This window comes from Sulfitobacter sp. (genome assembly GCF_036960155.1).
In the GTDB taxonomy this organism is placed as follows: domain Bacteria; phylum Pseudomonadota; class Alphaproteobacteria; order Rhodobacterales; family Rhodobacteraceae; genus Sulfitobacter.
Genome location: NZ_JBALWB010000001.1, coordinates 1,136,538 through 1,162,560, shown reverse-complemented (window position 1 = coordinate 1,162,560; position 26,023 = coordinate 1,136,538). Strand labels below are relative to the sequence as shown.

The 26,023-nt window shown below is 54.2% G+C and carries 30 protein-coding genes and 1 riboswitch; of the genes, 10 read left to right on the top strand and 20 right to left on the bottom strand.

Translation table 11 applies throughout. From position 1 onward, the window contains the following. The first annotated feature begins 5 nt into the window (after positions 1 to 5). From V7775_RS05850 to arfB, 3 genes are all read left to right on the top strand, one after another. Positions 6 to 854, top strand: a complete 849-nt coding sequence (locus tag V7775_RS05850; protein ID WP_335750915.1) for an esterase-like activity of phytase family protein — start codon at positions 6 to 8, stop codon at positions 852 to 854. Positions 855 to 946: 92 nt separating this feature from the next. After that, positions 947 to 1,564, top strand: coding sequence for a queuosine precursor transporter (locus V7775_RS05845; RefSeq protein WP_335750914.1), 618 nt, complete (start codon positions 947 to 949; stop codon positions 1,562 to 1,564). 323 nt (positions 1,565 to 1,887) lie between these two features. Continuing rightward, positions 1,888 to 2,307: an alternative ribosome rescue aminoacyl-tRNA hydrolase ArfB gene (gene arfB / locus V7775_RS05840; protein WP_335750913.1), complete on the top strand. Its 420-nt coding sequence runs from the start codon at positions 1,888 to 1,890 to the stop codon at positions 2,305 to 2,307. Positions 2,308 to 2,317: 10 nt separating this feature from the next. Here the strand turns inward: arfB and cobF are convergent, their stop codons facing one another. The 7 genes from cobF to cbiE are packed head-to-tail and all read right to left on the bottom strand — an operon-like array spanning position 2,318 to position 7,747. Continuing rightward, the gene (cobF, locus tag V7775_RS05835; RefSeq protein WP_335750912.1) at positions 2,318 to 3,064 is read right to left on the bottom strand and encodes a precorrin-6A synthase (deacetylating); all 747 of its coding nucleotides are present in this window, start codon (positions 3,062 to 3,064) and stop codon (positions 2,318 to 2,320) included. After that, positions 3,061 to 3,360: a DUF1636 family protein gene (locus V7775_RS05830; protein WP_335750911.1), complete on the bottom strand. Its 300-nt coding sequence runs from the start codon at positions 3,358 to 3,360 to the stop codon at positions 3,061 to 3,063. The genes cobF and V7775_RS05830 overlap by 4 nt, the downstream gene beginning before the upstream one ends. A 2-nt stretch (positions 3,361 to 3,362) precedes the next feature. Continuing rightward, positions 3,363 to 4,088 (bottom strand): uroporphyrinogen-III C-methyltransferase, encoded by a 726-nt coding sequence (gene cobA, locus V7775_RS05825; RefSeq protein WP_335750910.1) that lies wholly within the window; start codon positions 4,086 to 4,088, stop codon positions 3,363 to 3,365. Then, positions 4,085 to 5,410, bottom strand: a complete 1,326-nt coding sequence (locus V7775_RS05820; protein WP_335750909.1) for a cobyrinate a,c-diamide synthase — start codon at positions 5,408 to 5,410, stop codon at positions 4,085 to 4,087. Before V7775_RS05820 ends, cobA begins: the two co-directional genes overlap by 4 nt. Further along, positions 5,407 to 6,189 carry a precorrin-4 C(11)-methyltransferase gene (gene cobM, locus V7775_RS05815; protein ID WP_335750908.1) on the bottom strand — a complete coding sequence of 261 codons (783 nt, stop codon included), beginning with the start codon at positions 6,187 to 6,189 and terminating at the stop codon, positions 5,407 to 5,409. The genes V7775_RS05820 and cobM overlap by 4 nt, the downstream gene beginning before the upstream one ends. After that, the gene (locus tag V7775_RS05810) at positions 6,186 to 6,569 is read right to left on the bottom strand and encodes a cobalamin biosynthesis protein (protein WP_335750907.1); all 384 of its coding nucleotides are present in this window, start codon (positions 6,567 to 6,569) and stop codon (positions 6,186 to 6,188) included. Before V7775_RS05810 ends, cobM begins: the two co-directional genes overlap by 4 nt. Further along, on the bottom strand, positions 6,566 to 7,747 hold the full coding sequence (gene cbiE / locus V7775_RS05805; RefSeq protein WP_335750906.1) for a precorrin-6y C5,15-methyltransferase (decarboxylating) subunit CbiE: 1,182 nt from the start codon (positions 7,745 to 7,747) through the stop codon (positions 6,566 to 6,568). The genes V7775_RS05810 and cbiE overlap by 4 nt, the downstream gene beginning before the upstream one ends. A gap of 1 nt (position 7,748) precedes the next feature. Between cbiE and V7775_RS05800 the strand changes: the two genes are divergently transcribed. Continuing rightward, on the top strand, positions 7,749 to 8,495 hold the full coding sequence (locus V7775_RS05800; protein WP_443070087.1) for a cobalt-precorrin-6A reductase: 747 nt from the start codon (positions 7,749 to 7,751) through the stop codon (positions 8,493 to 8,495). Here the strand turns inward: V7775_RS05800 and cobJ are convergent. The 10 genes from cobJ to V7775_RS05750 all read right to left on the bottom strand — a co-directional run bounded on the left by cobJ (position 8,471) and on the right by V7775_RS05750 (position 17,792). Further along, complete coding sequence (gene cobJ / locus V7775_RS05795) at positions 8,471 to 9,205, bottom strand: precorrin-3B C(17)-methyltransferase (RefSeq protein ID WP_335750905.1); 735 nt, start codon at positions 9,203 to 9,205, stop codon at positions 8,471 to 8,473. The genes V7775_RS05800 and cobJ overlap by 25 nt on opposite strands. Continuing rightward, complete coding sequence (locus tag V7775_RS05790) at positions 9,202 to 9,933, bottom strand: precorrin-2 C(20)-methyltransferase (RefSeq protein WP_335750904.1); 732 nt, start codon at positions 9,931 to 9,933, stop codon at positions 9,202 to 9,204. Before V7775_RS05790 ends, cobJ begins: the two co-directional genes overlap by 4 nt. Before the next feature lie 3 nt (positions 9,934 to 9,936). Continuing rightward, on the bottom strand, positions 9,937 to 10,566 hold the full coding sequence (locus tag V7775_RS05785) for a precorrin-8X methylmutase (RefSeq protein ID WP_335750903.1): 630 nt from the start codon (positions 10,564 to 10,566) through the stop codon (positions 9,937 to 9,939). A 1-nt stretch (position 10,567) separates the two neighbouring features. Next, positions 10,568 to 11,692, bottom strand: coding sequence for a precorrin-3B synthase (gene cobG / locus V7775_RS05780; protein ID WP_335750902.1), 1,125 nt, complete (start codon positions 11,690 to 11,692; stop codon positions 10,568 to 10,570). Beyond that, complete coding sequence (gene cobN, locus V7775_RS05775; RefSeq protein ID WP_335750901.1) at positions 11,689 to 14,931, bottom strand: cobaltochelatase subunit CobN; 3,243 nt, start codon at positions 14,929 to 14,931, stop codon at positions 11,689 to 11,691. Before cobN ends, cobG begins: the two co-directional genes overlap by 4 nt. Before the next feature lie 3 nt (positions 14,932 to 14,934). Next, positions 14,935 to 15,969, bottom strand: coding sequence for a cobalamin biosynthesis protein CobW (gene cobW / locus V7775_RS05770; RefSeq protein WP_335750900.1), 1,035 nt, complete (start codon positions 15,967 to 15,969; stop codon positions 14,935 to 14,937). Next, positions 15,966 to 16,340: a DUF1636 domain-containing protein gene (locus tag V7775_RS05765; protein ID WP_335750899.1), complete on the bottom strand. Its 375-nt coding sequence runs from the start codon at positions 16,338 to 16,340 to the stop codon at positions 15,966 to 15,968. Before V7775_RS05765 ends, cobW begins: the two co-directional genes overlap by 4 nt. A gap of 62 nt (positions 16,341 to 16,402) precedes the next feature. Then, positions 16,403 to 16,921: a hypothetical protein gene (locus V7775_RS05760; RefSeq protein ID WP_335750898.1), complete on the bottom strand. Its 519-nt coding sequence runs from the start codon at positions 16,919 to 16,921 to the stop codon at positions 16,403 to 16,405. 13 nt (positions 16,922 to 16,934) lie between these two features. Then, on the bottom strand, positions 16,935 to 17,618 hold the full coding sequence (locus V7775_RS05755) for a CbtA family protein (RefSeq protein ID WP_335750897.1): 684 nt from the start codon (positions 17,616 to 17,618) through the stop codon (positions 16,935 to 16,937). 3 nt (positions 17,619 to 17,621) lie between these two features. Beyond that, positions 17,622 to 17,792 (bottom strand): CbtB domain-containing protein, encoded by a 171-nt coding sequence (locus V7775_RS05750; protein WP_335750896.1) that lies wholly within the window; start codon positions 17,790 to 17,792, stop codon positions 17,622 to 17,624. A gap of 35 nt (positions 17,793 to 17,827) precedes the next feature. After that, a riboswitch (cobalamin riboswitch) is annotated at positions 17,828 to 18,037 on the bottom strand. 45 nt (positions 18,038 to 18,082) lie between these two features. On the opposite strand from V7775_RS05750, the gene V7775_RS05745 reads away from it, so the two are divergent. Beyond that, a complete protein-coding gene (locus V7775_RS05745) occupies positions 18,083 to 19,021 on the top strand; it encodes a DMT family transporter (RefSeq protein WP_335750895.1) in 939 nt (312 codons plus the stop codon). On the opposite strand, the gene V7775_RS05740 is transcribed toward V7775_RS05745, so the two are convergent. Further along, positions 19,018 to 19,443 carry a Fur family transcriptional regulator gene (locus tag V7775_RS05740; protein WP_335750894.1) on the bottom strand — a complete coding sequence of 142 codons (426 nt, stop codon included), beginning with the start codon at positions 19,441 to 19,443 and terminating at the stop codon, positions 19,018 to 19,020. The two genes, V7775_RS05745 and V7775_RS05740, sit on opposite strands and share 4 nt — an antisense overlap. A gap of 173 nt (positions 19,444 to 19,616) precedes the next feature. Between V7775_RS05740 and V7775_RS05735 the strand changes: the two genes are divergently transcribed. The 4 genes from V7775_RS05735 to V7775_RS05720 are packed head-to-tail and all read left to right on the top strand — an operon-like array spanning position 19,617 to position 22,991. After that, complete coding sequence (locus V7775_RS05735; RefSeq protein WP_443070095.1) at positions 19,617 to 20,462, top strand: metal ABC transporter substrate-binding protein; 846 nt, start codon at positions 19,617 to 19,619, stop codon at positions 20,460 to 20,462. Continuing rightward, a complete protein-coding gene (locus V7775_RS05730; protein ID WP_335750892.1) occupies positions 20,459 to 21,307 on the top strand; it encodes a manganese/iron ABC transporter ATP-binding protein in 849 nt (282 codons plus the stop codon). The genes V7775_RS05735 and V7775_RS05730 overlap by 4 nt, the downstream gene beginning before the upstream one ends. Further along, positions 21,307 to 22,158, top strand: coding sequence for a metal ABC transporter permease (locus V7775_RS05725; protein WP_335750891.1), 852 nt, complete (start codon positions 21,307 to 21,309; stop codon positions 22,156 to 22,158). The genes V7775_RS05730 and V7775_RS05725 overlap by 1 nt, the downstream gene beginning before the upstream one ends. After that, positions 22,155 to 22,991: a metal ABC transporter permease gene (locus V7775_RS05720; protein WP_335750890.1), complete on the top strand. Its 837-nt coding sequence runs from the start codon at positions 22,155 to 22,157 to the stop codon at positions 22,989 to 22,991. The genes V7775_RS05725 and V7775_RS05720 overlap by 4 nt, the downstream gene beginning before the upstream one ends. Before the next feature lie 100 nt (positions 22,992 to 23,091). On the opposite strand, the gene pncB is transcribed toward V7775_RS05720, so the two are convergent. After that, entirely contained in the window at positions 23,092 to 24,384 is a 1,293-nt protein-coding gene (pncB, locus tag V7775_RS05715; RefSeq protein ID WP_335750889.1) for a nicotinate phosphoribosyltransferase, read from the bottom strand. Between the two features lie 59 nt (positions 24,385 to 24,443). Next, on the bottom strand, positions 24,444 to 25,037 hold the full coding sequence (pncA, locus tag V7775_RS05710) for a bifunctional nicotinamidase/pyrazinamidase (RefSeq protein WP_335750888.1): 594 nt from the start codon (positions 25,035 to 25,037) through the stop codon (positions 24,444 to 24,446). A 95-nt stretch (positions 25,038 to 25,132) separates the two neighbouring features. Between pncA and trhO the strand changes: the two genes are divergently transcribed. Continuing rightward, the gene (gene trhO, locus V7775_RS05705) at positions 25,133 to 26,023 is read left to right on the top strand and encodes an oxygen-dependent tRNA uridine(34) hydroxylase TrhO (RefSeq protein WP_335750887.1); all 891 of its coding nucleotides are present in this window, start codon (positions 25,133 to 25,135) and stop codon (positions 26,021 to 26,023) included.

Sequence of the window (26,023 nt, the reverse complement as noted above, 5' to 3'; positions counted from 1 at the left end):
TAGCGATGGTCCTTATCTGCCTGTGCGCAAGCGTGCAGGCAGAGCCATCACTCAAACACGTGGGCTCACTGCGTTGGGAGCAACCTGAACCTTGGTTTGGGGGTTGGTCTGGTATCGAGATCACAGACAATGGGTCGCGCATGACGGTCATCAGTGACCGAGGCCAAGTGACCCAAACAAAACTGCAGCGCACAAATGGACGTATTTCAGGCGTTGGTATCCTAAGTACAAAGCGCTTAGGGAAATCGGCTGGAGAAGCTTTGAACAAAAAGGCTGGTGACGCGGAGGGCCTCGCGATTGCAGACAACGGAAACGCATTTGTATCGTTTGAGCACCGCCACCGGATTATGCAGACCAATCTTATGACGGGCCGCACAAGCGGGCGAATCAACCTGCCTTTCAAAGACACGATGGGGGAGAATTCCGGCGTTGAGGCCCTTGCAATCAGCGCAGACGGGACATTGTTTGCTATGGTTGAACAGGCCCAATCAGGTGGGGCACCCTTTCCACTTTACGCGTACAAAAACGGCGCATGGCGCGTCAGTGCGCATATCCCAAGACGTGGTCCTTTTCGCCCTGTAGGGGCTGATTTTGACACCAAGGGCCGCCTATGGTTGCTAGAACGTGCAGTAACGCCATTAGGGTTTCGAAGCCGTATCCGTCTGTTTATCATCGACCCCAATGCGCCAAGCGAACACACTCTGCTGACAACCATTCCCGCACGTTATGACAACCTAGAAGGCATTAGCGTTTGGAACGCTAAAGACGGTCAAATGCATGTCACGCTGATCTCTGATGATAACTTCATGCACATCTTGCGCACTCAGATCGTGGAATACACCGTTGCAGAATAAGGTTGCACCAGTGAGCAAAGCCGCCTAAAGCCCGCCTGTCTGCGATCCTCGCAGGCCAAGTCGCCGCACCCTTGCAAAAAACGGTTATTATTATGACACGCACTCACCTACCAGGCATTATTGCCATGGCCACCATCGTTGTGGCCTCAAACATCCTCGTTCAATTCCTTTATGGAAACTGGCTGACGTGGGGTGCTTTCACCTATCCGCTAGCCTTCCTCGTGACCGACCTGATGAACCGCGTCTACGGAACAGCCGCTGCGCGCCGCGTTGTGTTGGTTGGTTTCGTTGTTGGCATCCTCTGCTCGCTGATCGGGACACAAATCATGGGCGAGTTCGGCCCGCTGGTTACTGTCCGCATCGCAATTGGTTCCGGCCTCGCCTTCCTTGTAGCGCAAATGCTGGACGTTGGTATCTTCGCGAGCCTGCGCAACGGCGCATGGTGGAAAGCACCTCTTGTTTCCACGCTTGTTGGCAGCAGCGTTGATACAGTGATCTTCTTCTCTATCGCGTTTTCTGGTGCACTGTCGTTTGTGCATCCAGCCACTGACGTGTCTTGGGCATCCGAAGTTCTGCCCCTGCTAGGCGTTGGTCCGGCGGCCCCTCTTTGGGTCTCGCTTGCCGTTGCTGACTGGGCGGTAAAGCTGTCGCTGGCACTGCTGGCGCTTATCCCATTCCGTATAATTACTGCGCGTTTGCGCGCCGTATAATTAACCAAAACTGGAAAAGAACACTGATCATCTGAGAAAATGCTTTGCGATTTGGAAAACTTGTGCAACGATTCAAGTGAGTTCAACAAATGTAAAGGAGGTGATCTAGTGTTAAGAACGGTACTGGAGAGAGGTGTCGGAACAGCTTTGGAGGTCGTTTGTTAGGGCAGCCCCTAGCACTCTAAAATCCGAAGTGGACCATCGGTCTAACCGATCCCACCTCCTATACAATTCGATTGGGCCGCTCTGTTTCAGGGCGGCCCTTTTCGCTTTTGAAGGCAATGCCCCTTCAACTCGCTCTCTAACACCCTATGTTGGCCGCTATGCTATATATCAATGACACCATCACTATTCAGGACTGGGAACTAACCGAGAGCTTCATGCGCGCCTCTGGTCCTGGAGGGCAGAACGTCAACAAAGTTTCTTCAGCAGTCGAATTGCGATTTGAAGCTGCAAGCTCACCCTCCCTTCCGTTGCCTGTCAAGAACCGCCTGCGTCGATTGGCAGGGCGGCGGTGGACCAATGAAGGGGCGTTGGTGCTGCAATGTGATGAAACGCGCAGTCAGGCCCGCAATCGTGAACTGATACGTGAGCGGCTCAAAGAGCTTATTGAAAAGGCAGTAACACCGCCCAAGCGCCGCATCGCAACGCGACCTACATTGGGCTCAAAAAAGCGCCGCCTGAAAGCCAAAAAGGTGCGCGGCGAAGTGAAGGCAATGCGTGGTAAAGTAGACCCTGACTAAGCTGCCAAAGTCAGCTTTTGCGCAATAGGTAGATATCCATGATCCAGCCGTGATCCGCGCGCGCTTGGGCCCGGGTCTGTTTGATCTTGGCAGACACCTCATTTAGCGGCCCTTCGATCACGATTTGCTCTTTCATGCCAACGTAAGCACCCCACCAGATGTGAATACATTTTGGATCAATCGCATCAAATGAACCGCCAGCGTCAAGCATAACGGCAACTGTATCTACGCCTTCGGGCCAACCTTCGTCGCATAGGCGGCGGCCCGTGGTAACAATAAACGGTGCGCCGATCTCATTTAGGACCGTTGCATGAGCTGCTGTGAGCGCCTGAAGGGACGTAATGCCTGGGATCACTTCGATCTGCGGCGCAGGGTCCAGTCGCGCCGCGATCCGTAGCGTGCTGTCATAAAGTGAGGGATCACCCCATACCAACAACGCAACCCGCCGTGCCGTGCCATGCGTGTCGATCGCTCCCTGCCAGACAGCGGCGATTGCGTCATGCCAATCATCGACACGTTGGCGGTAATCCAGCGTAGATTTATCGCGCACGGGCAATTCGAATTCAGCGATGTGTGTGTCAGTATTGGTTAGAACCTCGTCACAAATATCGCGGCGCAGTTGGGCAAGGTCATCCTTTCCTACGCCCTTATGTGGAATTAGGATCAGGTCTTGGGCGTTCATCGCTCGGATCGCCTGCAGTGTCAGGTGTTCGGGATTGCCAGTACCGATCCCAATCAGCGTGAGGTGAATGCTCATGCAGGGATCCTTGCGATCGCTTTGGTGCGTAGGTCACCCAGTACCCGCGCATCCGGAAATGTGCCGTCAAGCGACGCTTCATATAACACCGAAAAGGTCTCTAACGCGGGTAAATCCGCCAGAGTGATCTCACCAAATAAATATGCTGTCTTATCAGTCGCGCGGAAGGCTACTGTCTGCGCGCGCGTACAACCGGACATGCAATCAATTGGTTCGATTGTCAGATTAGGCAGCGCCACGCGCGCCTTTTCCAAGAACGCGTTGCTGTCTTCTGTGCAGGTTGTACACACGAACATTTTCACACCTCAGGCTCCGCAAGTGGGCCATAAAATATCAACGCAGGTGTGCTGGTTTTTGTATCCTGCAAATGCTGTGCCAATGTGGCTATTGTAAAACGCTCTAGCCGCTCGGCAGGGGTTGAGACGGCCTCGGCAAGCATGGCAGGCGTGTCAGCAGGCAGTCCGTGTTCAATCAATCGCGCAGCAAGACCAGCAAACGTGCGCTTGCCCATGTAAACAACTGTCGTCGCCATTGGATCGGCAAGTGCGGCCATGTTCACGTCAGGTGGCAAATCACCTGTCACATCCGCACCCGTGATAAACTGCACGCGCCGTGCCGTTAGGCGACGTGTCAACGGAATACCAGCAGTCGCCGCAGCTGCAGACGCGCTGGTAACACCGGGTACAATTTCGAACGGAATACCTGCTTCACGAAGAGCAGTGATTTCTTCCTCAAGGCGGCCGAACATGCCGCTATCCCCTGATTTAAGGCGAACAACCTTTAGATCAGCCTGCGCATATTCCACTAAAACGCGGCTCACATGGTCTTGTTTGGGGGACGGTCGACCAGCACGTTTGCCGACTCCGATCAAATCAGCATCCGTTCGCGCATGATTAAGGATTGGACCTGAAGACAGGTCATCAAACAGAACCACGTCCGCTTCTTCAAGGCGTTTAACCGCCTTAACCGTCAACAGTTCCGGATCACCCGGACCGGATGACACAAATGATACGAAGCCAGTCATGCTCCCTCCGCAATCAAGTGGAAGAAGGTACCAGAAACCTGCCCGCCACCGTCCATGCGACGGTACGTTCCCGTTTCTGGCACAGTGAGGCCGTTACTATCCGTGATTTGCGCAAGTGGTGTGTCCGGTTCTTCCAAAATAGTAGCATAATGGAATTCATGACCACGAAGCTGCGCACCTGCGTCCGCACCCGGAATTGCAGCGTTTAACGTCGCGCGGCGATACCCAAGGTGGAACTTTCGTTTCGCAAAAGAAGTCTCTAACCCGAGCAATCCAGCCATTTCATGCCGCACACCTTCTTTGTCGACCAGCCCTGCGCCCAGCGCCATATAGCCCCCACATTCACCGTGAACGTGACGGGTTTCGGCAAAGGCACGCAAACCATCGCGGAACGTTGTCGCAGCAGCAAGTTTTCCTGCGTGCAATTCCGGATATCCACCTGGCAGCCAGCAACTATCCGCATTGCTGTCTGGCGCTTCGTTTTTGAGTGGCGAAAACGGAATAACCTCAGCACCTGCTGCGCGCCATCCAGCCAAAAGGTGCGGATAGACAAAGGCAAAAGCGTTATCTTGGGCAAGCGCGATGCGTTGACCCGGTGGAATAATTTTCATCGGTTCAGTTACATGATCACGCGCGCCACGTGCGGCTGCACGCACGGCATCCAAATCAACATGCTCAGTCACAAATGCAGCGGCATCAGCCAAAATTTGGTCTAGGTTTTCTTGCTCTCCTGCTTGGACTAAGCCCAAGTGACGCTCGGGCAGTTCCATCTCGCTGCGCCGAGGTAAAACACCTAACACTGCAACCCCTGCCTGCTCCATTCCAACACGCACCAATGCCTCGTGGCGCGGTGATGCAACGCGGTTTAACACGACGCCAGCCAGCGTCACATCAGGGCGCATCATTTTGAAACCCAAGGCTGTTGCCGCCACCGATTGCGCTGCGCCAGATACGTCCAAAACCAAGACAACCGGCCAGCCCATATGCGCCGCGATATCAGCGCTAGCACCATTTCCCGATGCACCCTTGATCGCGACACCGTCAAACAGGCCCATTGATCCTTCGGCTAGGATAAGGTCGGCACCATCGGCATTGCCTACCAAACCTTCAATCCGCGCGCTTTCCATTGACCATGTGTCAATATTGAATGACGCGCGGCCCGACGCGGCAGTATGGAACGCTGGATCAATATAGTCTGGTCCACTTTTGAATGGTTGGACCGCGATGCCCTGCGCGCGAAAGGCCGCAAGCAGCCCCAACATCAATGTCGTTTTGCCCGTGCCTGACGCAGGGGCCGAGATCATCAAACCTGAAGGTATCATTCGGCCTCCGGAAAACGTGGTGAAGTTCCGACAGGACGAAAACGCCTATCATAATCCCCGGCATAGAGGCGACTTTCGCCAAATTCCTCAGCCCCCAGCGCATGCCCTACAAGGATCAGCGCAGTCCGTGCCATTTCTTCGCCTACTGCGGTTTGCAGAGTGGAAAGCGTGGCGCGCACGACGCGTTCGTCTGGCCAACTTGCGCGCCAAACCACCGCAACAGGGCAGTCTGGGCCATAATGCGGTGTCAATTCTTCGACAACACGGTCAAGTACGTGAACCGACAGATGGATCGCAAGCGTCGCGCCCGTTGCCGCGAAATTGGCAAGGGTCTCTCCTTCGGGCATTGCCGTTGCGCGGCCCGACGTGCGCGTTAGAATAACTGATTGCACCACACCAGGCAGCGTTAGCTCGGCAGCGAGAGTAGCAGCAGCAGCGGCGAAACTGGGTACTCCGGGGGTCACATCATAGGCGATGTCTAACGCACGCAACCGCCGCAGCTGTTCGCCCATCGCAGACCAGATTGACAGATCACCGGAATGAATACGCGCCACGTCTTGCCCGTTGGCATGAGCGGTCGCTATCTCATCCATGATTTCATCAAGGGACAAACGTGCAGTATTCACGATATGCGCGCCTTCAGGACAGTGGGCAAGAATGCCTTCGGGCACCAACGACCCCGCGTAAAGGCAAACAGGGCAAGCCGCGATCAGGTCGCGCCCGCGCAGCGTGATCAAATCAGCAGCACCCGGTCCTGCACCAATAAAATGTACTGTCACGTGTTATCCTCTTCCACATCGGCAATTGCCGCCGTTGCCATACCATCGCCCGAGATGACACGCGCCGCAACCAGCCGCGCATCAGGGCCTGCTGCCACCAATGCCGCCGCTTCGCACAAACTGCCAGTGCCAAACTTGTCCAAAATGCGTTGTGACTGGGTTGGTGTCATCATTTGCGCCATATCTTCACTGCGTACACCCAAACCCGGAACGCCCATAGCCTGCGCAAGTTCTTTGAAAACAGGTGCACGGGATTTAGCGCTTTCAGTGACAAGTGCTTCAATCGCGGTGCTTCCCGAAATTTCAAGAGCGCGCATCAGTGCGTCTTGCAAGGATGCCATCGAGGCACCACTGCGAAATCCAACACCTGCTGTTCTCACAGTGTCACGCTCCATTGCAAAATCGGGCGTGCTGCTGTCCAGCCCCGCATGGGTCCCAATGGCGTTGCTTGGGCGATATCAAACCGCATCAATGTGCCACCTTTGTCTGCATGTTCGGCTGCCAAAAGCGCCTCAGTTTCCAGCGTGACGCCATTCACGACCAACCGAGTACCTGTTGGCAAGAGTGAATAAAGTGTCTCTAACAAAGCCTTTCGTGCGCCTCCGCCGATAAATACAGCATCGGGGAGTTCCTGATCCGCTACCAGTTCTGCGGCCAACCCCTTGATGGCCTGCATCTTGTGGGACAGGCCGAAATCATCAATGTTCTTCTCAATATTTGCGATGCGGTTTTCGCGCTGCTCAAACGCGATGGAACGGCCACCGTTAAGGCACCACTCAATTGAGATAGACCCTGATCCAGCGCCAATATCCCACAATAATTCTCCGCCGCGCGGGGCAAGAGCACTAAGCGTCAGCGCACGCACGGGTCGTTTGGTGATTTGACCGTCATGCGCAAAGCAATCGTCAGGCAAACCAGAAGCGCGCGACAGCCCAACACCAGCGGGAAGGGAGACGGCCACAGCAACGGGCGCCGTGATATCGGTAAGATCAAAAGCATCGGCTTGCACATTACGAAGACGTTCATTCGGGCCACCCAACCGTTCCATAACAGTCATTGAAGCATTGCCAGCGCCCTCTTGGCACAGCCAAGATGCAAGCTCTGCAGGCGCATCACCGTTCCGCATCAGACAAATCATACGAGCATGAGGTGCCAAGACACTGCGTAACCGCGAAAGTGGTGCGGCGTGCAGGCCATGGCACGTGATTTCTTCCATGCGCCAGCCCAGCGCCGATGCCGCAAGTGTAAAGGTCGAAGGAGCTGGAAACGCGCGCCATTCACCACGCTGTAAATCGCGTACAAGACTTCCGCCAGCCCCATGCCAAAACGGATCGCCCGACGCAAGGACCGCAACGCGTTGGCCACGGCAGGTTAAAACGGGTGCCGTTGAAAATGGAATTGGCCATGCTTCCCCCCGAGATCCAACCTGCGCCAAATCCAAGTGCCTAGGGCCACCAAAAACAATATCAGCTGCGTCCAATGCAGCACGGCTTGCAGGTGATAGGCCGTCCAAGCTATCTTCGTTAAGACCGATAATGCTTAGCCAAGGATCAGACATCATGCGCGTCCTTCTTTTGGGTGGCACTACCGAAGCCAGTGCACTGGCCAAAACCCTGAAAATCGCCGAAATAGAGACTGTTTTTTCCTATGCAGGACGGACCAAGGTGCCCGTCGCCCAACCTGTTCCCACGCGCGTAGGCGGTTTTGGTGGGCTTGCGGGCTTGCAAGACTATTTGCGCGCTGAAAAGATCACCCATGTTGTAGACGCCACGCATCCGTTTGCCGCGCAGATGAGCCTGAATGCCCATAACGCTTGTCACTCGCTTGCCGTTCCGCTTTTGCGGCTTGAGCGGCCTGCATGGACCCCTCAAAGTGGGGACGATTGGGTTACCGCCTCCGACATTGAGGCCGCATGTGATGCTCTGCCAGTTGAACCCGCGTGTGTGTTCCTTGCGATTGGACGCATGCACGTCGATCTGTTCGCCCGCAAACCACAACATCATTACTTGCTGAGACTGGTAGATGCGCCCGCTCAACCCATTGCGCTGGCTCATCACACCGCGGTCATTGCACGCGGACCTTTCAACGTTTTCGAAGACACCCAACTGCTGCGGGATCACAACATTACCCACGTCGTGGCTAAAAATGCTGGTGGGATCGGAGCAGTTGCCAAAGTCGAAGCCGCGCGCAATTTGGGTCTGCGCATGATCATGATCGCGCGCCCTGAACTGCCGGATGGGCTTGTAGCCCCCGACAGTGCAACAGTTATGCGCTGGCTTGCTCATAGTGCTGAACGTGGCGTGTAAACATAGGGGCCAACACGGCGTGTCGCCGAGTTGCCAACCAAAACAACCGTCCGCATATCGGCCATATCCTCGGTTGCTTCACCCAAAGTGACCGTGTTGAGCGTTTGGTCAGCATGGCTCACGTTGCGGGCAAAGGTGATCAAGCGGTCTGGTCCACATTCACTGCGCAAAATCTCCAATGCCTCACCAAATTGATGCGGGCGGGATTTTGAGCGAGGGTTGTAAAATGCCATCGCAAAATCCGCACGCGACGCCATTCTCAGGCGGTGTTCAATCACACTCCATGGTTTGAGATTGTCGCTTAGGTTTATTGCGCAAAAATCATGCCCTAGTGGCGCGCCAGCGGCAGCCGCGGCCGCAAGCATCGCAGTGATGCCAGGTTGAACATTGATCTCAACACCTTCAAACTGGGGTTGTGCCTCCAAGGTTTCGAATACTGCTGAAGCCATCGCAAAAACGCCGGGATCACCGGATGAAACAACAACAACACGCGCGCCTTGTTGGGCAAGTGTCAGCGCATGGGTGGCGCGGTCAATTTCGACACGGTTATCGGTCGCGTGCAGCGTTAGCCCTTCACGTGGCTCGATGCGTTTGACGTAGGGAATATACCCAATGACATCCGTCGCCTGTGCAATCACATCACGCACTTCGGGTGTCACCAGCGTTTCACGTCCGGGGCCAAGACCCACAATGGAGACCCAGCCGCTCATGCGTCTGCTTCAGGGCGTCGGCCCTGCCCATGCACCAAAACAATTGCAAAATACGGGCAATCATCGTCAGCCACATCTTTCAGTTTCGCTATACGTTCTTGCGGCATAGTGCCTTTTTCGACCAGCCATGCGTCGTCCAACCGTCCTGTTGCCTCAAGTGCGCGGCGCACGGTCGGCAGATTACGGCCTGTCTTCATGATCACCAGTGCATCAGCACGTTTCATGTGTGAGACCAATTCTTCTTCGGGCAATGTAGCCATTAGAACGCTCATCACATCATCCCCCCACGTGAAGGGAGTATCCAAACTGTTCCAGCATCCCACCATTCCGGGAATCGCAGGAAGCACCTCAACCTCTGCGCGTCCCTGAAGGCGCGTGTGTAGGTGCATGAACGATCCATAAAAAAACGGATCGCCCTCGCACAGGACAACAACTTCGTGGTCTTTTGCCAACGCCTCAAGCTTGTCAGCCCATTCCGCATAGAAATCGACCATGAGCTGTTTGTATTCTTCTGAGCTGAAATGCAGTTCGGTTGTGACGGGATATTCCATTGGATATTCAGTCACATCATCGCGCAACATGCCTGCCACAATGCTTCGCGCCTGACCTGCACGACCTTTTTTGCGAAAGTACGCCACGTGTTTCGCACCCCGAATGGTGCGATCCGATTTCACGCTCATCAATTCTGGATCACCCGGCCCAAGGCCAGCACAAATTACTCTACCCATCGTTTATTCCACCCTGCTGGCAAGTGCGTTGATTGCGGCAACGGTCATGGCTGATCCACCCAACCGCCCTTTGACGATCATTGAAGGGACAGGAGTTGCAGCCATTAGCGCATCCTTACTTTCTGCAGCTCCGATAAATCCGACAGGGCAGCCGATGATTGCGGCTGGGCGCGGACAATCCGGATCTTCGAGCATGTTCAGCAAGTGAAATAATGCCGTAGGTGCATTACCAATCGCAACCAAAGCTCCGGCCAGATGCGGTCGCCACAGCTCAAGTGCGGCGGCTGAACGCGTGTTGGCCATTTCTTTTGCCATCTCTGGCACGCGGGCATCCCGCAACGTGCAGATCACCTCATTTTCGCGCGGCAGGCGTTTTCGCGTCACCCCTTCGCTGACCATATAGGCATCGCATAGGATCGGCGCGCCGTCTTCCAGGGCGGCGCGGGCAGCAATCGCCATGTCTGGGCTGAAATGCACAAATTCCTCTAATCCAACCATACCTGCAGCATGGATCATTCGTACGGCCACGATCTCTTCCTCGGGGGTAAATCGCCCCAGTGACGCTTCGGCACGAATCGTGGCAAATGACTGGCGGTAAATCTCAGCGCCATCAGTGATGTAGGTGTGGGGCATATTATAAATGGTCTTTCAGATCATCGGGGGAAAGGCCGGAGTATTCCGGTGTATCACCAGCATTTCCGTCTCTAATAAGGGCATATCCGTTAGCTTCTGCGGTCACAGTCAAAGGTGCCGTATGCGGGTTTGCACAGCCTTTGGTGCAGCCCGAGACATGCAGTGTTTGATTTGCGCCCAAATACGGCGCAAGGTTTTTGCTTAGGATACGCGTCTCGCCCAACGCCTGAGGGCAACTGGGCGCGCCAGTGCAAGCGGTGATGCGTAAAAACGGATCGGTAGGGTCGGTGATGATACCGTCGACATTAGGTAGTTCGCTTGTGTTTTCCACAAGGATCAAACGCCAAGGCGTTAACCGCAATGCGCCGTGGTTTGCCAGCGTCGAAAGAGTCTCGACACGCATTTGACCAAAGGCCAAGCCTACCAGTGCACCGCACGACGTATAGCCAGGCGCGGGAGCAAAGCGTACCATATTGCGCGGTGTCGTTGCGCCGTCAGGTACAACACCCTTAGCGACTAATTTTTTCATGCGGGTAACGTCCCCCGCGTTGACAACAAACCAACGCGCTAATGCGATAGCTTCGGCAATCGCATTAGCGGCAGTGACCCGTTTTCCTGACGTCATCCCCTCGGCGACCAAAATAAGCTGGCCATTTGCATCATTTTCCAGCCGAATATCAGACGATGCGTCCTGCAACACTGGCGCGCCAGCTGTATCAACTGCAAATCCAAACTTGCCCGGCAACTCAGGGGCGTCAGCTGCAGCAAGCGCATCAGTTAACATCGCGGCAAGGGTTTCTGTCTCATCACTTGGTTCCCAAAACGGGGTCACCAAAATATTGCGACGGCTTTCGACCTCAGGTGTGGGGTCAATCAGCCCCATCAGCTTCAGGCCTTCAATCAATACTGGGTGGTTTTCTGGAGACACGCCACGAATCTGCAAATTACCACGGCTGGACACATCAACCAGCCCGTTGCCATGAGCCGAAGCAAGTGACGCAATTCCATCTGCTTGTGCACGGCGCAACCGCCCTCCAAAGGGGCGCACACGTACAACCAAACCATCACCCGACATCATCGGGCGCAGTGCACCCGGGCACCAGCCTTTGACTTCATGGGCAATCATTCAGCCGCCTCCATCGCAACCGAGATCGAGTTACGCCGTGTCACCCATAAGCCCGCATCGCGCAATGCACCAAATCGGCTACGCATTTCTTCCAGTGCTTTTGGGTTCTCCAGCTGTAGGAATTCAATCAGATCAGCGCGTCCCAAAGTCGCGTCAAAATAGAGATCAAACAGGTGTGCAGGCACATTTCGCGTGAGGTGTGCAAAGGCCGCTAGGTTATCCAGTGTCGCGGCAATCTCAGCTCCACCGCGGAAACCATGGCGCATCATGCCATTCGCCCAGTCGGGGTTTGCAGCGCGCGCGCGGACAACCCGCGCAATCTCTTCGGGCATTGTGCGGGCGCGCGGTGCTCCCATTCGGGTGCTGTCCACATGATACAGGGCTGGCTCATCGGCGCCCAAATGCGCCATCGCGGCAGCAAACCCGCCCTCGTGTGTTGCATAATCCGAAGACAACAACACATCCGTTTCTGTCAGGTCCTGAATGTGGGCAAACGCATCTGCAGCACGCAGGCGGGCCTCAAGGCCTTCGCGATCCTGTTGCGCCTCACCCTTAGCATTCAGGGCCCATTCCGACCCCTTGAGCCACGCTTCGCCAGCTGCGGAACGCCCCTCAGGCGAATAATCCTGAAGCGCGCTTTCCATGTTCATGCCGTATAACCCAGGTTTAGGGCCAAATACGCGAGGCGCTGCCTGTTTATACGGGTTCATATCGTCTGCTTCTTCGCGCGCGGCTAGTGCCGCGGTGCCAGCCTCAAATAACCCTGCCAAACCGGGAAAGATATCACGGAACAGGCCTGATATCCGTAGTGTCACATCGATCCGAGGACGGTCCAACAACGTCAGCGGAACCACTTCAAATCCTGAGACACGCTCTGACCCATCATCCCATTTCGGGGCGAGCCCAGCGAGGTGCATCGCCATGGCAACTTCTTCACCAGCCGTGCGCATCGTGGCAGAGCCCCACAGATCGATAACCAACCCTTTTGGCCAATCGCCGTTGTCCTGCAAATGGCGACGCAGCAGTTCTTCGGCCAGTTTCACGCCTTGGGTATATGCCGCACGTGATGGTACTGCGCGCGGATCAACGGAGTATAAATTGCGCCCTGTTGGCAGCACATCCGATCGACCGCGGTACGGGGACCCAGACGGACCCGACGCGACACGCAGACCGTTCAGCGCAGTCAGCAGGCCATCGTTTTCGCCCTCAGCTGCACCAAAGATATGCAATCCATCGCCGTATTGGCTTTCTTTAATATCACAAACAAAACGGTCGATCCGCGTCATGGCTTCAGCTTCGCAAGCGTCTTCGGGAATACCTAAATCTTGTTCTACACCTGCTGCCTGCGCTTCTTCACGGATTGTACTGACCAGGCGGTCACGCCGCGCAGGATCAAGACCATCTGCCGTCGAGTATTCATCAAGCAGGCTTTCGAGACGCAAAAGTGCGTCAGGTGTTTCGCTTTGCGCCAAAGGCGGCGGAACATGGCCCAACGTGACAGCACCAATCCGGCGCTTTGCCTGCGCTGCCTCACCGGGGTCATTGACGATAAACGGATAGATCACTGGTAGGTCGCCTGTAAGAACCTCAGGCCAACACTCATCTGACAATGCGACCGCTTTACCGGGCAACCATTCGAGGGTCCCATGCGCGCCGACGTGAACCAACGCATGGTGACCCAGCGCACGCAGCCAAAGATAAAATGCCACGTAAGAGTGACGCGGCACACGGGCCAAATCATGGTAATCCGTATCACGCGCGGCAATTGCACCGCGTTCAGGTTGCAACGCGACCAATGCGTTACCGCAAGCTTGCGCAGGAAAATGAAACGCGCCATCTTTGAACAGAGGATCACTCTCTGGCTCTGCCCATGCGGTTTGCAAATCGTCTTGCAAGGCCTGAGGCAGTGCTTCCAACGCTGATTTGTAGTCATCGAGCGGCCACGTGATGTGGCTTTTTGTGAGTGATTTCCCAAACCCGATGGTTGGCGTAACTGCATAACCTGCATCAGCTAAAGTCATGAGCATGTCTTCAACACTGGCCAGCGCATCAAGGCCAACAGCATGCGCGATCTGGTCTTCACGACCGGGGTAAGTTGATAACACGAGGGCCAGTTTACGCTTGTTAGGCTCAGTTTTTGATAGGCGATGCCACCCATCGATGCGGTCGACTACAGCGTCAATTCTTACGGCATGTGCACGATGTGAAAAACGTGAGTATTGCAGATCAGGATCTTTTTTCTCGGGAGCTTTGAAACTGATAACACCAGTGAATAGGCGTCCATCAACCTCGGGCAGCACCACGTGCATCGCTAGATCTGCGGGGGAAAGGCCACGCTCGGACTCTGACCACTCCTTCTTGCGTGCGGTCGACAATGCCACCTGAAAAACTGGACAACCCTGTGCATCCAATGGCGATGTACCGTCTGCACCACGGCCTGAAAAGGCAGTGGCGTTAACGATCGCTACAGGGTTCAATTGCGTCAACGCTGATGGCAGAAAATCACGAGCGACAGGGGATTTAAGCGAAGGCGCAAAAACACCCACTGCGTTGTAACCACGTGCGCGTAATTTTCGGATTAGCCCGTCAACCGGAGCGGTGTCAGCCGCTGTCAGATAGCTGCGGTAGAATGTAACCGCTATTGTGTCGCCAGTTGGATCAACTGCGGCCAAAACCCCTGCATCGGGGTCGTAAAAACCGCAGTCTGGAACTGTTTTTGAGCCTATTACAGGTCCGGCATACAGGCCCGCTGCCAGAGCCAATTGCGCAAGCGCTGCTTGGGCGGCGACCGCCCCTCCTGCGTCACACAAGTGTTGCAAACGACGTAGCGTCGACACAGGCAAAGTTGAATGAGCATCAAGCGCAGCATCTTCGCGCCCGTCTGCAGGTAAAACAGCAAGTGCAATGCCGTTACGACGGGCAAAATCTTGCACCTGCATGATCCCGTAAGGCCAATAGTTTTCTCCGCCAATGAGGCGGATCAAGATGCCTTTTGCGCCTGTTAGGGTCTGTTCAACATAATTATCAACGGATGCCGGGTGGCGCAGGGCAGTCAGGTTACACAGGCGCAGCGTGGGTAGCTTGCCATCTGCTCCGCCTGCGCGATGCCAGCCTGCCGCGAAAGCGCCAAGGTCACTATCAGAAAACGAAAGCACCACCAGATCAGCAGGCGTTTGCCCCGGATCGTACGGCGTTTCCGTATCCTCTAGCCCATGGCTTTCGCGGAAGACGACATGCATGGTTTAGGCGCCCAGCGCCGCGTGAATGGCTTGTGCATCCACGTGATCATGCTCGGCGATGACAACCAATGCGCCATTGCGCGGCTCCGCACCCCATGGACGATCGAATTGGTGGCGAACACGCGCTCCAACGGCTTGGACCAACAATCGCATGGGTTTGCCTTTGACGGCCACGTATCCTTTTACGCGCAGGATGTGCTGGTCGTTGGCGAGCTTTTCGATGGCTGCAACAAGGGCCGCGGCATCCTCAATCTCTGGCATCGGGACAACGATTGTCTCAAAATCATCATGTTCGTGATCATCGTGGCCGTCGTGGTGCGATGGACGAGACGCCAGATCATCTTCGGCTTTTGCATTCAGTCCCAAAACAACATTCGGATCGATTACACCTTCGGACATTTCAAGGATCGGGATTTTGCGGGGACTTTCCGCTTCGATAACTGCACGGGCTTTTGCAAGCCCTTCGGGACCCGCGAGATCGGCCTTGGACATGAGGATAATGTCTGCACAGCTGATCTGATCTTCGAACACCTCAGAAAGGGGCGAATCGTGATCAAGGCTCTCGTCGGCTTTGCGCTGCTCGTCCACGGCATGGACGTCTGAGGCAAAGGTGCCAGCTGCAACAGCTTCGGCATCGGCAAGCGCAATCACACCGTCAACGGTAATCTTGGACCGAATAGCGGGCCAATCAAATGCTTTGAGCAGTGGCTTGGGAAGCGCAAGGCCTGAGGTTTCGATTATGATGTGATCGGGCCGAACAGGCATCGCCATCAAGGCCTCGATTGTTGGGATGAAATCATCCGCCACAGTGCAACAGATGCACCCATTGGCCAGCTCTACGATGTTTTCAGCAGGGCAATCAGGAATCGCGCAGGACCGCAAGATGTCACCATCCACACCGACTGTGCCGAACTCGTTCACCAAGATAGCAAGACGGCGACCTTTTGTATGAGTCATCAGGTGACGGATCAGCGTCGTCTTTCCGGAACCAAGGAAACCAGTGATTACTGTTACGGGGATTTTTGACAGGTCGCTCATTCGGCAGCCTCCAGTGGAAGGGTAAATGCAGGGATGCGCGCAACGCTTTGTTTGCGGAAAATTACGGGGCGTTCACGCCAAGGCACAAGGCCGTCGTCCGTGGCGGCATAGGCAGCGGCCCCAGCTAGGATATCTGGCGCGTCTTCTTCGGTCATGTGCCCATAAACATACGTCCACTTGCCCGGCTCTGACAGGGCAACGGCAGCACCTGTCTTGCAGGCGGACAAGCACTCAACACCAACAATCTGCACACCTTCTGGTGCTCCGGTCGCTTGCAATGCGCGGTGCAGGCGTGCTCCCGGGCGTTGGCTGTCGTCTTCGTGTACTTCGTCGACCTTACAAGTCGTGCACACGTATAATGTAGCTGTCATATTATCGTTTCCCTCAACCCGGGTTCTATCTCAAAAGAGAGGGCGCAGAAAGCGCCCCCCACTTATTCAACTATCACGGTAGCTTTGGCCGCAATTGGAGTGCCATCAACAGCCAGCGGCCGATGATCATTGGTATTGAGCGTTACCTCAATCACCACGTCACCTTTAGGCAAACTGTCCAAGTGCATCCACGGGCCATAAAGGCGGCCCAGTTTAACACCGTTGGCGTAAACATGGGCATGCCCTTCACCCTCAACATGGGCCAAGCTGGCTGATTTTGGTGCAAAGATAAAATTGCCCACCATAACGTGGAGATTATAGCCCGACATTGGATCCTGCATAACCATGATATCCAGTGTTGACGCATCAACTGCATCCATCTCAAGCGGCTGATCATGCATCATAGCGTGATCCATATCACCGTGGCCCATGGCGGCATGATCAATATCAGCCATCCCGCCGTGTTGCGCAGAATCGGTATGATCATGACCGTCGAAGGTAATGCCATTGCCTGCCGCCACGACAAACCCACCAGCCGCACCAAAGGTCAAACCAATCAGGAACAGTACAAACGTTCTCATGTAGGTACTCCTTTCAAGCCTGACGGCGCTGCTCTTTGTCGAGGAAATAGGCAGCAAAACAGCCTAGTATCGCCCAAGCAGCAAGACCTACACCAAAGGCACGTGCCGCAAAAAGTGCGCCAAGTTCGGTTGGAACGGGTCCTGAAAAGCTGTCAGGTTCTGGTGCACCGATCAAATGCGGTGCAGCAAGCAAAATCACTGCAACACCCCACATCGCCCAGTTGCGGCCAAAGGCCAACAACCACATGGCGATGCCAGCTGCTGCGACAGTTGCAAACCACCAAACCTGACGGGCTCCAACATCTGCGGCAGCCACACCCGGCACTTCAGGCGCCAAGGTAAGGCCTGGCGCGAAATGCACAGCGATAAAGCCCGCCACACCCCAGATGATGCCCGAACGTGCAGTAACATCTGCGCCGCGTTCTTCTGCGAGCAGCATCAGTGCCACAAGCATCATCGCGTAGCCAGTATAGGTTAGCATCGTGAAAACGATGGTCAGAAGATCACGCACCGGATCAAAGCCAGGCAGTTCTGGATGAGCAGAAACAGCCGCAGCACCAAAATGCACAAGTTCACCGCTCTCGTACAGCTCCGCATGGAGCAGCACAGGCTGAACAAACACTAACTGCAGCAGGCCGGCAATCAGACCTGCTGCAGCACCAGCGAACAACGCGCTGGTCAGCAATTTTGAAATCATGGGTTAGTGGCAGGGAAAGCCAGTAGCGTGACGCATGTCGTGCGCCGCGTCATGCAGAGTATTCGCCTGCAAGTGGCCTGTCATGGTGATGATGGCTACGCCAAGCACCAGAGCAAAAAGGGCTGGAAGAGCTGCGGACCGTGTAGCGGCGACTGCTTTAACTTCTTTATTCATCGTTCTTCTCCTCGTCGTCACACCCGACGACATGATTGTTTCACCTTTGCCCGGCAGGTCTCCTGGCTCGCGGGTCGTGGCCTTTGCCTGCCTTCCCAGCCCTTTTGGGGGCAAGTGGCGTAGTGACAAAAGCTCACCGCTTACAGTCGCGGGGGCGGCTCCAGATCAGGACACGAAATATCACGTATCCCTACTGCATTCCCTTTTTCGGTCCCCAAAAGGACACCAAGCACGGTCAGTTATGCGGATTCCCCAAGTCGACGCAAGACAATTCAAAGGCTCCATGCGATTTGAACCGATCCTTTCTGGTCATTATCCTATTCCCGACACATCATGGCTCAATGAAGACTGATCGCACCCTCACTGCAGTGATATTATTGCTCTGCGCATTGACGCTTTTTGACGCAATGGGTCTGATCATCAAACATCTGTCGCCCCGTTATGGTGCCGCAGAACTTGCGGCTTGGCGTAATACCTTTGGACTGATTCCCTCGTTGATTGTTCTTTTTACTTCACGCGATTGGCACGCGAAGGGGCGGATATGGAAAATACGTCAGTGGCGATTGGCACTTACCCGTGGAGTGATTCTCACGTTTGCCCAGTTTTCCTTTTACCTGTCACTTGGGCTGCTCACCTTTGCCACCGCATCAACAATCACCTACGCCAATTCGCTGTTTGCCGTAGCACTTGCTGCGGTTTTACTTGGTGAGAAGGTTGGGTGGATCAGGTGGAGCGCGGTTTTGATAGGCTTTGCCGGCGTTGTTTGGATTGTAAGGCCAGGAGGAGACTCATTCTCTCCGGCGGCCTTACTGCCGCTTGGGGCTGCCGCGTGCTACGCGCTGGTTGGCGTGACAGCGCGCGTGATGGATAGCGAAGTTCCCACTCCTCTTATCAACCTGTATTCCAGCGTTGTCGCATTGTTTGGTGCGCTCATTTTGGCGCTATTTATGGGCGGCTTCACACCGTTGGAACATTCAACCGATCTGCTTTGGATTATGGCCATGGGTGGTTTGGGGGGGTCAGCGGTATTGCTGCTGATCTCAGCTTACCGCCTAGCTGAACAAAGCAATCTAGCGCCCTTCAATTACTTTGGCATACCGTTGGCTTTTGTTCTGGGCTGGTTGTTCTTTGACGAAGCGCCTTGGTCTGAGCTGTTTCCCGGTGCACTGTTGATCCTCGCAAGCGGCCTGCTGATTGTTATCCGCGAGCGCCGCCTAAAACAGGCCTAAGTCTTTTTGCGGCAATATAGCTCTAATCGATGATGCACGACTTCATAGCCCAATTCCCGCGCGATCTCGTCTTGGAGTTGTTCAATCTTATCAGATTGGAATTCGATGACTTCTCCGGTGTCGACGTCCAAGATGTGGTCATGATGTTCTTCATGTGTTGTTTCAAACCGCGCACCGCCGCCTTCAAAAGAATGGCGATGCACCACACCCTGCTCTTCTAACACGGATAATGTACGGTAGACCGTCGCCAAAGAAACGGATGGCTCGACCGTTTTTGCACGTTCATGAAGCTCAACCGCGTCAGGATGATCTGTTGCTTCAGCCAAAACCCCGAGCAAGGCAATACGTTGACGTGTCACCCGAATGCCCGCTTTGCGCAACGCAGCAGTCATTTTTTCGGCCGTATCGCTTTCACTGCTCATCGGTTCCACCCCATATTCGCATCCGCCTACTATCTTTGAGAATCGTTATCATTCTTATTTACAGTTGTGAATAGTTCTCATATTCATTTTTGAAATATCACCGCTAAAGGGGATGAAAAATGTCAAACTTTTCCAATTCACTAAAAACCATCGTGATCGCCACCACCTTTTCCATGCTCAGCACGGCAGGATTCGCCCAAGAAAAATTCAAAGCCGTCACAACCTTTACGGTGATCGCGGATATGGCTCGCAATGTGGCGGGTGATGTGGCGGTGGTAGAGAGCATCACCAAACCGGGTGCCGAGATTCACGGGTACTCTCCAACACCGCGCGACATCATTCGCGCGCAGGATGCTGACCTGATCCTCTGGAACGGCATGAACCTCGAACTTTGGTTTGAACAATTCCTCTCCAATCTCAAAGATGTACCTTCGGCCACGCTCACGGACGGGATTGAACCGATCAGCATTACTGAGGGTGAATATGACGGGAAACCAAATCCACATGCGTGGATGGGCTTGGCCAATGCGTCAATTTACGTCGACAATATTCGCGATGCGTTTGTGGAGCATGATCCCAATAACGCGGATACGTATCGTGCCAATGCAGAAAACTATAAAGCTAAAATTACAGCAACCATCGCACCTTTGCGGGATGCTGTGTTAGCCGTACCAGAGCAGCAGCGCTGGCTAGCAACATGCGAGGGTGCGTTCAGCTATCTGATCCGCGATTTCGGCATGAAGGAACTATACCTGTGGCCGATCAACGCAGACCAGCAAGGCACACCGCAGCAAGTACGCCGTGTGATCGACACGGTGCGGGAATATAACATCCAGTCAGTGTTCTGCGAATCCACTGTAAATCAAGCGCCTGCACAACAAGTCGCACGCGAAACTGGGGCGCAATACGGCGGAGTTCTATATGTAGACAGCCTCACTGAGGCGGATGGCGAAGTGCCGACTTACCTCGACCTGCTGCGCGTCACATCCGAGACCATTGTAAAAGGCCTAACTGAATGAACACTGGCATTTCAGCAAAAGACGTCACTGTCACCTACCGCAACGGCAACACTGCCCTGCGCGATGCGACGTTTGAAATTCCAACTGGCACCATCACTGCATTGGTTGGTGTGAACGGCGCTGGAAAATCGACCCTATTCAAGGCAATTATGGGGTTTGTTCCGGCAGCCAAAGGCACGATCACAGTCCTTGGCATGCCTGTCAAAGAGGCCCTTAAGAAGAACATCGTTGCCTATGTCCCTCAATCCGAGGAGGTTGATTGGTCCTTTCCGGTGTTGGTGGAGGATGTTGTAATGATGGGCCGTTATGGTCACATGGGCTTCTTCCGGCATCCACGCAAATCAGACCATGCTGCCGTTACAGAAGCGCTAGGGCGCGTAAACATGATCGACTTTCGCCATCGTCAAATTGGTGAGCTTTCTGGTGGCCAGCGCAAGCGTGTCTTTCTGGCGCGCGCTTTGGCACAGGAAGGCCAAGTGATTTTGCTGGATGAACCCTTTACTGGGGTTGATGTCCAAACCGAAGATCAGATCATCGAACTGCTGCGAGAAATGCGCGACGAGGGTCGCGTGATGCTAGTCTCAACTCACAACCTCGGCTCTGTGCCTGAGTTTTGTGACCGCACGGTGTTGGTCAAGGAAACTGTTCTAGCCTACGGCACTACTGCTGAAACGTTCACTCATGATAATCTCGAACTCGCCTTTGGCGGCGTGCTACGCCACTTTGTGCTTAGTGGTTCGGATTTACATGATGATGACGATGCCCGCTCGATCCGTGTGATTTCGGACGATGAGCGGCCGTTTGTGGTTTATGGTCATGAGAACGAAAAAGAGGACGCAGAGTGATGGAAACCCTGCTCCTACCCTTCAGCTATGGCTACATGTTCAACGCCATGTGGGTCAGTGCGCTGGTCGGCGGTGTGTGTGCATTTTTGTCCGCCTATCTGATGCTCAAAGGCTGGTCGCTGATTGGTGACGCATTGAGCCACTCAATTGTGCCCGGCGTCGCTGGCGCGTATATGCTGGGACTGCCTTTTGCGTTGGGTGCATTCGCAGCAGGAGGTCTTGCTGCAGGGGCGATGCTGTTTTTGAACCAACGCTCTGGCCTCAAGGAAGATACAATTATCGGGCTGATCTTTACCTCGTTCTTCGGGTTGGGATTGTTCATGGTATCGCTGTCCCCAACATCTGTAAGCGTGCAAACCATAACGATGGGTAACATCCTTGCCATCACACCTTCAGACACTTTGCAGCTCGCGATCATCGGATTTGTCACGCTAGCCATACTATTGGCCAAGTGGAAGGACCTGATGGTCACCTTCTTTGACGAAAACCATGCGCGTTCCATCGGGCTTAAGCCGGACCTGCTCAAGGTGATCTTTTTCATGCTTTTATCAGCCTCCTGCGTTGCGGCATTGCAGACCGTGGGCGCGTTTCTGGTGATTGCGATGGTCGTCACGCCGGGCGCGACAGCCTATCTGCTGACGGACCGCTTTCCACGATTGCTTGTTGTGAGTGTCGCCATTGGCACAGGTACATCCTTTTTCGGAGCCTACCTTAGCTTTTTCGTAGACGGCGCGACGGGGGGCATAATCGTAAGTTTACAAACACTGATCTTCCTTGTGGCTTTTGTCTTTGCGCCAAAGCACGGTTATCTCGCTGCACGGCGAAAGGCGCGGGAGGCACTCCAGCCATGATTGATACACTCCTCCAACCCTTCCAATTCGGGTTTATGCAGAATGCGTTTGTGATGATGTTGATCATCTCTGTACCAACCAGTTTGCTGTCTTGTTATCTGGTGCTCAAAGGGTGGTCCTTGATGGGGGACGCCATCAGCCACGCTGTGTTGCCCGGCATTGTGGCTGCTTACCTTTTGGGGATTCCCCTTATCATTGGGGCCTTCTGCGCTGGGATGTTCTGCGCATTGGCTACAGGGTTCCTGTCCGAGAACAGCCGGATCAAACAAGACACCGTAATGGGTATCGTGTTCTCCGGCATGTTTGGGCTAGGAATTGTGATGTACACAAAGATTTCAACCGACATGCACCTTGATCACATCTTGTTCGGGAACATGCTGGGCGTTGAAGGTTCTGATTTTTGGACGGCTGGCCTGATTGCCCTATTTGTGGCTGTCATTGTGATCGCCAAGCGGCGCGACCTGATGCTGCATGCCTTTGATCCTGTACAAGCACAGGCCGTCGGCCTTTGGGTGGGCTGGTTACACTACGGTCTATTAGCGCTAATTTCATTGACGATTGTTGCGACACTTTCAGCGGTGGGGATCATCCTGTCGATTGGGCTGCTCATTGCACCAGGAGCGATTGCGTTCCTGCTGACCCAACAATTCGCGCGGATGCTGCCGATTGCTGTGGGTGTGACCATGCTCTCTAGCGTGTTAGGCGTCTATGCCAGTTTCTATCTGGATAGCGCCCCTGCCCCAACGATCATCCTGATTTTAACGATAATCTTCATCGTTGCATTTATTAGGTCAAACATCGTCACGCGCCGCGCATCAGCGCGTAATACATAATCCTCAGGCGTTAAAATTCTTGCCAGTCTCTTCTGTTGTGAGGTAATATCGTTCAGAATATTTTGGTTAGGTGCGCCCGCATCTGTTTCACGGACCGTCGTCAAACGACAACGTCTTGTGCATCTTGATCACCAATTCCGAACACACGTTTATAGCGGGCGATCTCATCTTCGGGCCCCATCGCCTTGTTTGGGTTATCAGACAGCTTGACCGTCGGGGAACCATTTGCGCTGACCGCTTTGCAAACAAGGCTGAAGGGTGCCAATGCGTCCTCGGGTACGAACCCGCGGAAGTCATTCGTGAGCAGCGTACCCCACCCAAAGGAGATCGCAGTCTTATCCGCGAATTGCCCGTGCAGTTCCTTAATCTTGGCGACGTCCAATCCATCGCTAAAAATGACCCGCTTTTCACGCGGGTCTTCGCCGCGCGATTTCCACCAATCAATCGCCTGCTGCGCAGCTGTTGCGGGGTCACCACTGTCGATGCGGATACCAGTCCAACCAGCGAGCCAATCAGGCGCATTATCAAGGAACCCCTGTGAGCCATAAGTGTCGGGCAAAATAATGCGCAAGTTGCCTTCGTGCTCTTCGTGCCAATCTTTCAGCACCTCATAGGGAGCTTGGAAAAGTGCATCGTCATCCTTGGCCAACGCGGCATACACCATCGGCAATTCATGGGCGTTTGTGCCAATCGCTTCCAGCTCCCGCTTCATTGCGATTTTACAATTAGACGTTCCGGTGAACTTGCTGCCTAGCCCTTCGTTCATGGCCTGAACACACCAATCCTGCCACAAATAGCTATGGCGGCGGCGGGTACCGAAATCAGCAATCGACAGGTTCGGCACATCACGCAGCGCCTCTACTTTTTCCCACACACGCGTCATCGCACGGGCATAGAGCACTTGCAGTTCGAACTTTTCCATACCGTTTAGAACCGCACGGCCACGCAGTTCCATCAGGATCGCAAGCGCCGGAATTTCCCAGAGCATGACCTCGTGCCATTTGCCCTCAAACGTCAGTTCGTATTGGTCACCTTTGCGTTCTAAGTGGTATGGCGGCAGACGCAGGTTCTCAAACCACTCCATAAAATCGGGGCGGAACATTTGGCGTTTGCCGTAGAAAGTATTACCGCGCAACCACGTAGATTCTCCACGACTAAGCGAAAGTGTCCGAACGTGGTCTAACTGCTCGCGCAATTCACCTTCATCAATGAGATGAGCCAATGGGATATGCTTTGATCGGTTGATCAAGCTGAACGTCACCTGCGTATCCGGCTTATTGCGGAATATGGATTGGCACATCAGGAGTTTGTAAAAATCAGTATCAATGAGCGACCGCACGATGGGGTCGATCTTCCATTTGTGATTCCAGACGCGTGTAGCGATATCAACCATTGGTATAGGCTCCGTTAGACCCGTGGTTTGTGACGTAAGCCGCGTGGGGGGGCAAGTGGTTAGTCTATTGAGACTCCGGCCCCTGACATTGCTTTGTTTGCTTGCTCCAAAGAGCCATCCATATCAATTGCGCGACACAAATCACTGTGCACATTCACTTTGAAGCCCAAATTCGCGGCGTCGACAGCTGAAAAGTTCACACAGAAATCCAACGCAAGGCCGACAAGTGTCACCTCATCAATTGCGCGTGTCCGTAAATACCCTTCCAGACCAGTTGGCGTTTTGTGGTCATTCTCAAAAAAGGCAGAGTAACTGTCGATAGCCGGGTTGTACCCTTTACGGATAATCAAATCGGCGCGGTCAACGTTCAACCCCGGATGGAAAGCTGCCCCTTCGCTGCCCTGGATACAGTGATCAGGCCACAAAACCTGCGCACCGTAGGGCATGTCGATCAAGGAAAACGGATCATGCTCTTTGTGGCTAGATGCAAAGGAAGAATGTCCTGCAGGATGCCAATCTTGGGTCAGGATCACCGCGTCAAATTGGCCTATCAGTTTATTTATGCCCGAAACGATTTCACTGCCGCCAGCCACGGCAAGGGCACCGCCATGACAAAAATCATTCTGAACATCGATGACTAAAAGAGCGTGCATGGTGTTTCCTTTGCGTAGGCGAAAATCAATATTCGTGTGATTTTACCCCACAGCCCCCTTGCACAACAGCCCTTACGGGGCCTATTTCCAAAACCATGTATACTATTGCCGCGCTCTACCATTTCGCCCGCTTTGACAATCCCGAAGCGTTAAAGCCACCGTTGCTCAAGCTGTGTCTTGATCATGCGATCACGGGCACATTGCTGCTGGCCCGTGAAGGAGTGAATGGCACAATTTCCGGACCATCCCAAGCTGCCGTTGATGCCGTACTTGCGCATCTACGCGCATTGCAGGGTTGTGCTGATCTGGAACACAAGATCGCCCACTCTGAAGTGCCCCCTTTTGGTAAAATGAAAGTACGACTGAAGCGCGAAATCGTGACTATGGGCCAGCCGGATGTCGACCCACTTGCGGGTACTGGCCATTATGTCGACGCCGAAGACTGGAACGAACTGATCGGCCGTGACGATGTTGCCGTGATTGATACGCGTAATGACTATGAGGTAGCGATTGGCACTTTTGAGGGCGCTGTAGATCCTGAAACCACCAGCTTTGGTGAGTTTCCCGCGTGGTGGGAAGCGAACAAACAACGTTTTCACAACAAGAAAATCGCGATGTTCTGCACAGGCGGCATTAGGTGTGAGAAATCAACAAACTTCCTGCTGGGTCAAGGCGTTGAGGACGTTTACCACCTTAAAGGCGGCATCCTGAAGTACCTAGAAGCAGTGCCACAAGAACAAAGTACATGGAATGGATCATGTTTCGTCTTCGACAACCGCGTAAGCGTGGAGCACGGTCTGAAACCCGGACCTCATTTGTTATGCTTTGGGTGCCGTCGCCCTATCCTACCCACCGATACGCAGCGTGATGGATATGAAGAAGGTGTGAGTTGTCACAATTGCGTGGAAGAAACTACGGAGGAAGACAAAATGCGGTTCCGCGAACGGCAAAAACAGATTCTACTGAGCAAACGTCGCAAGTGGTGA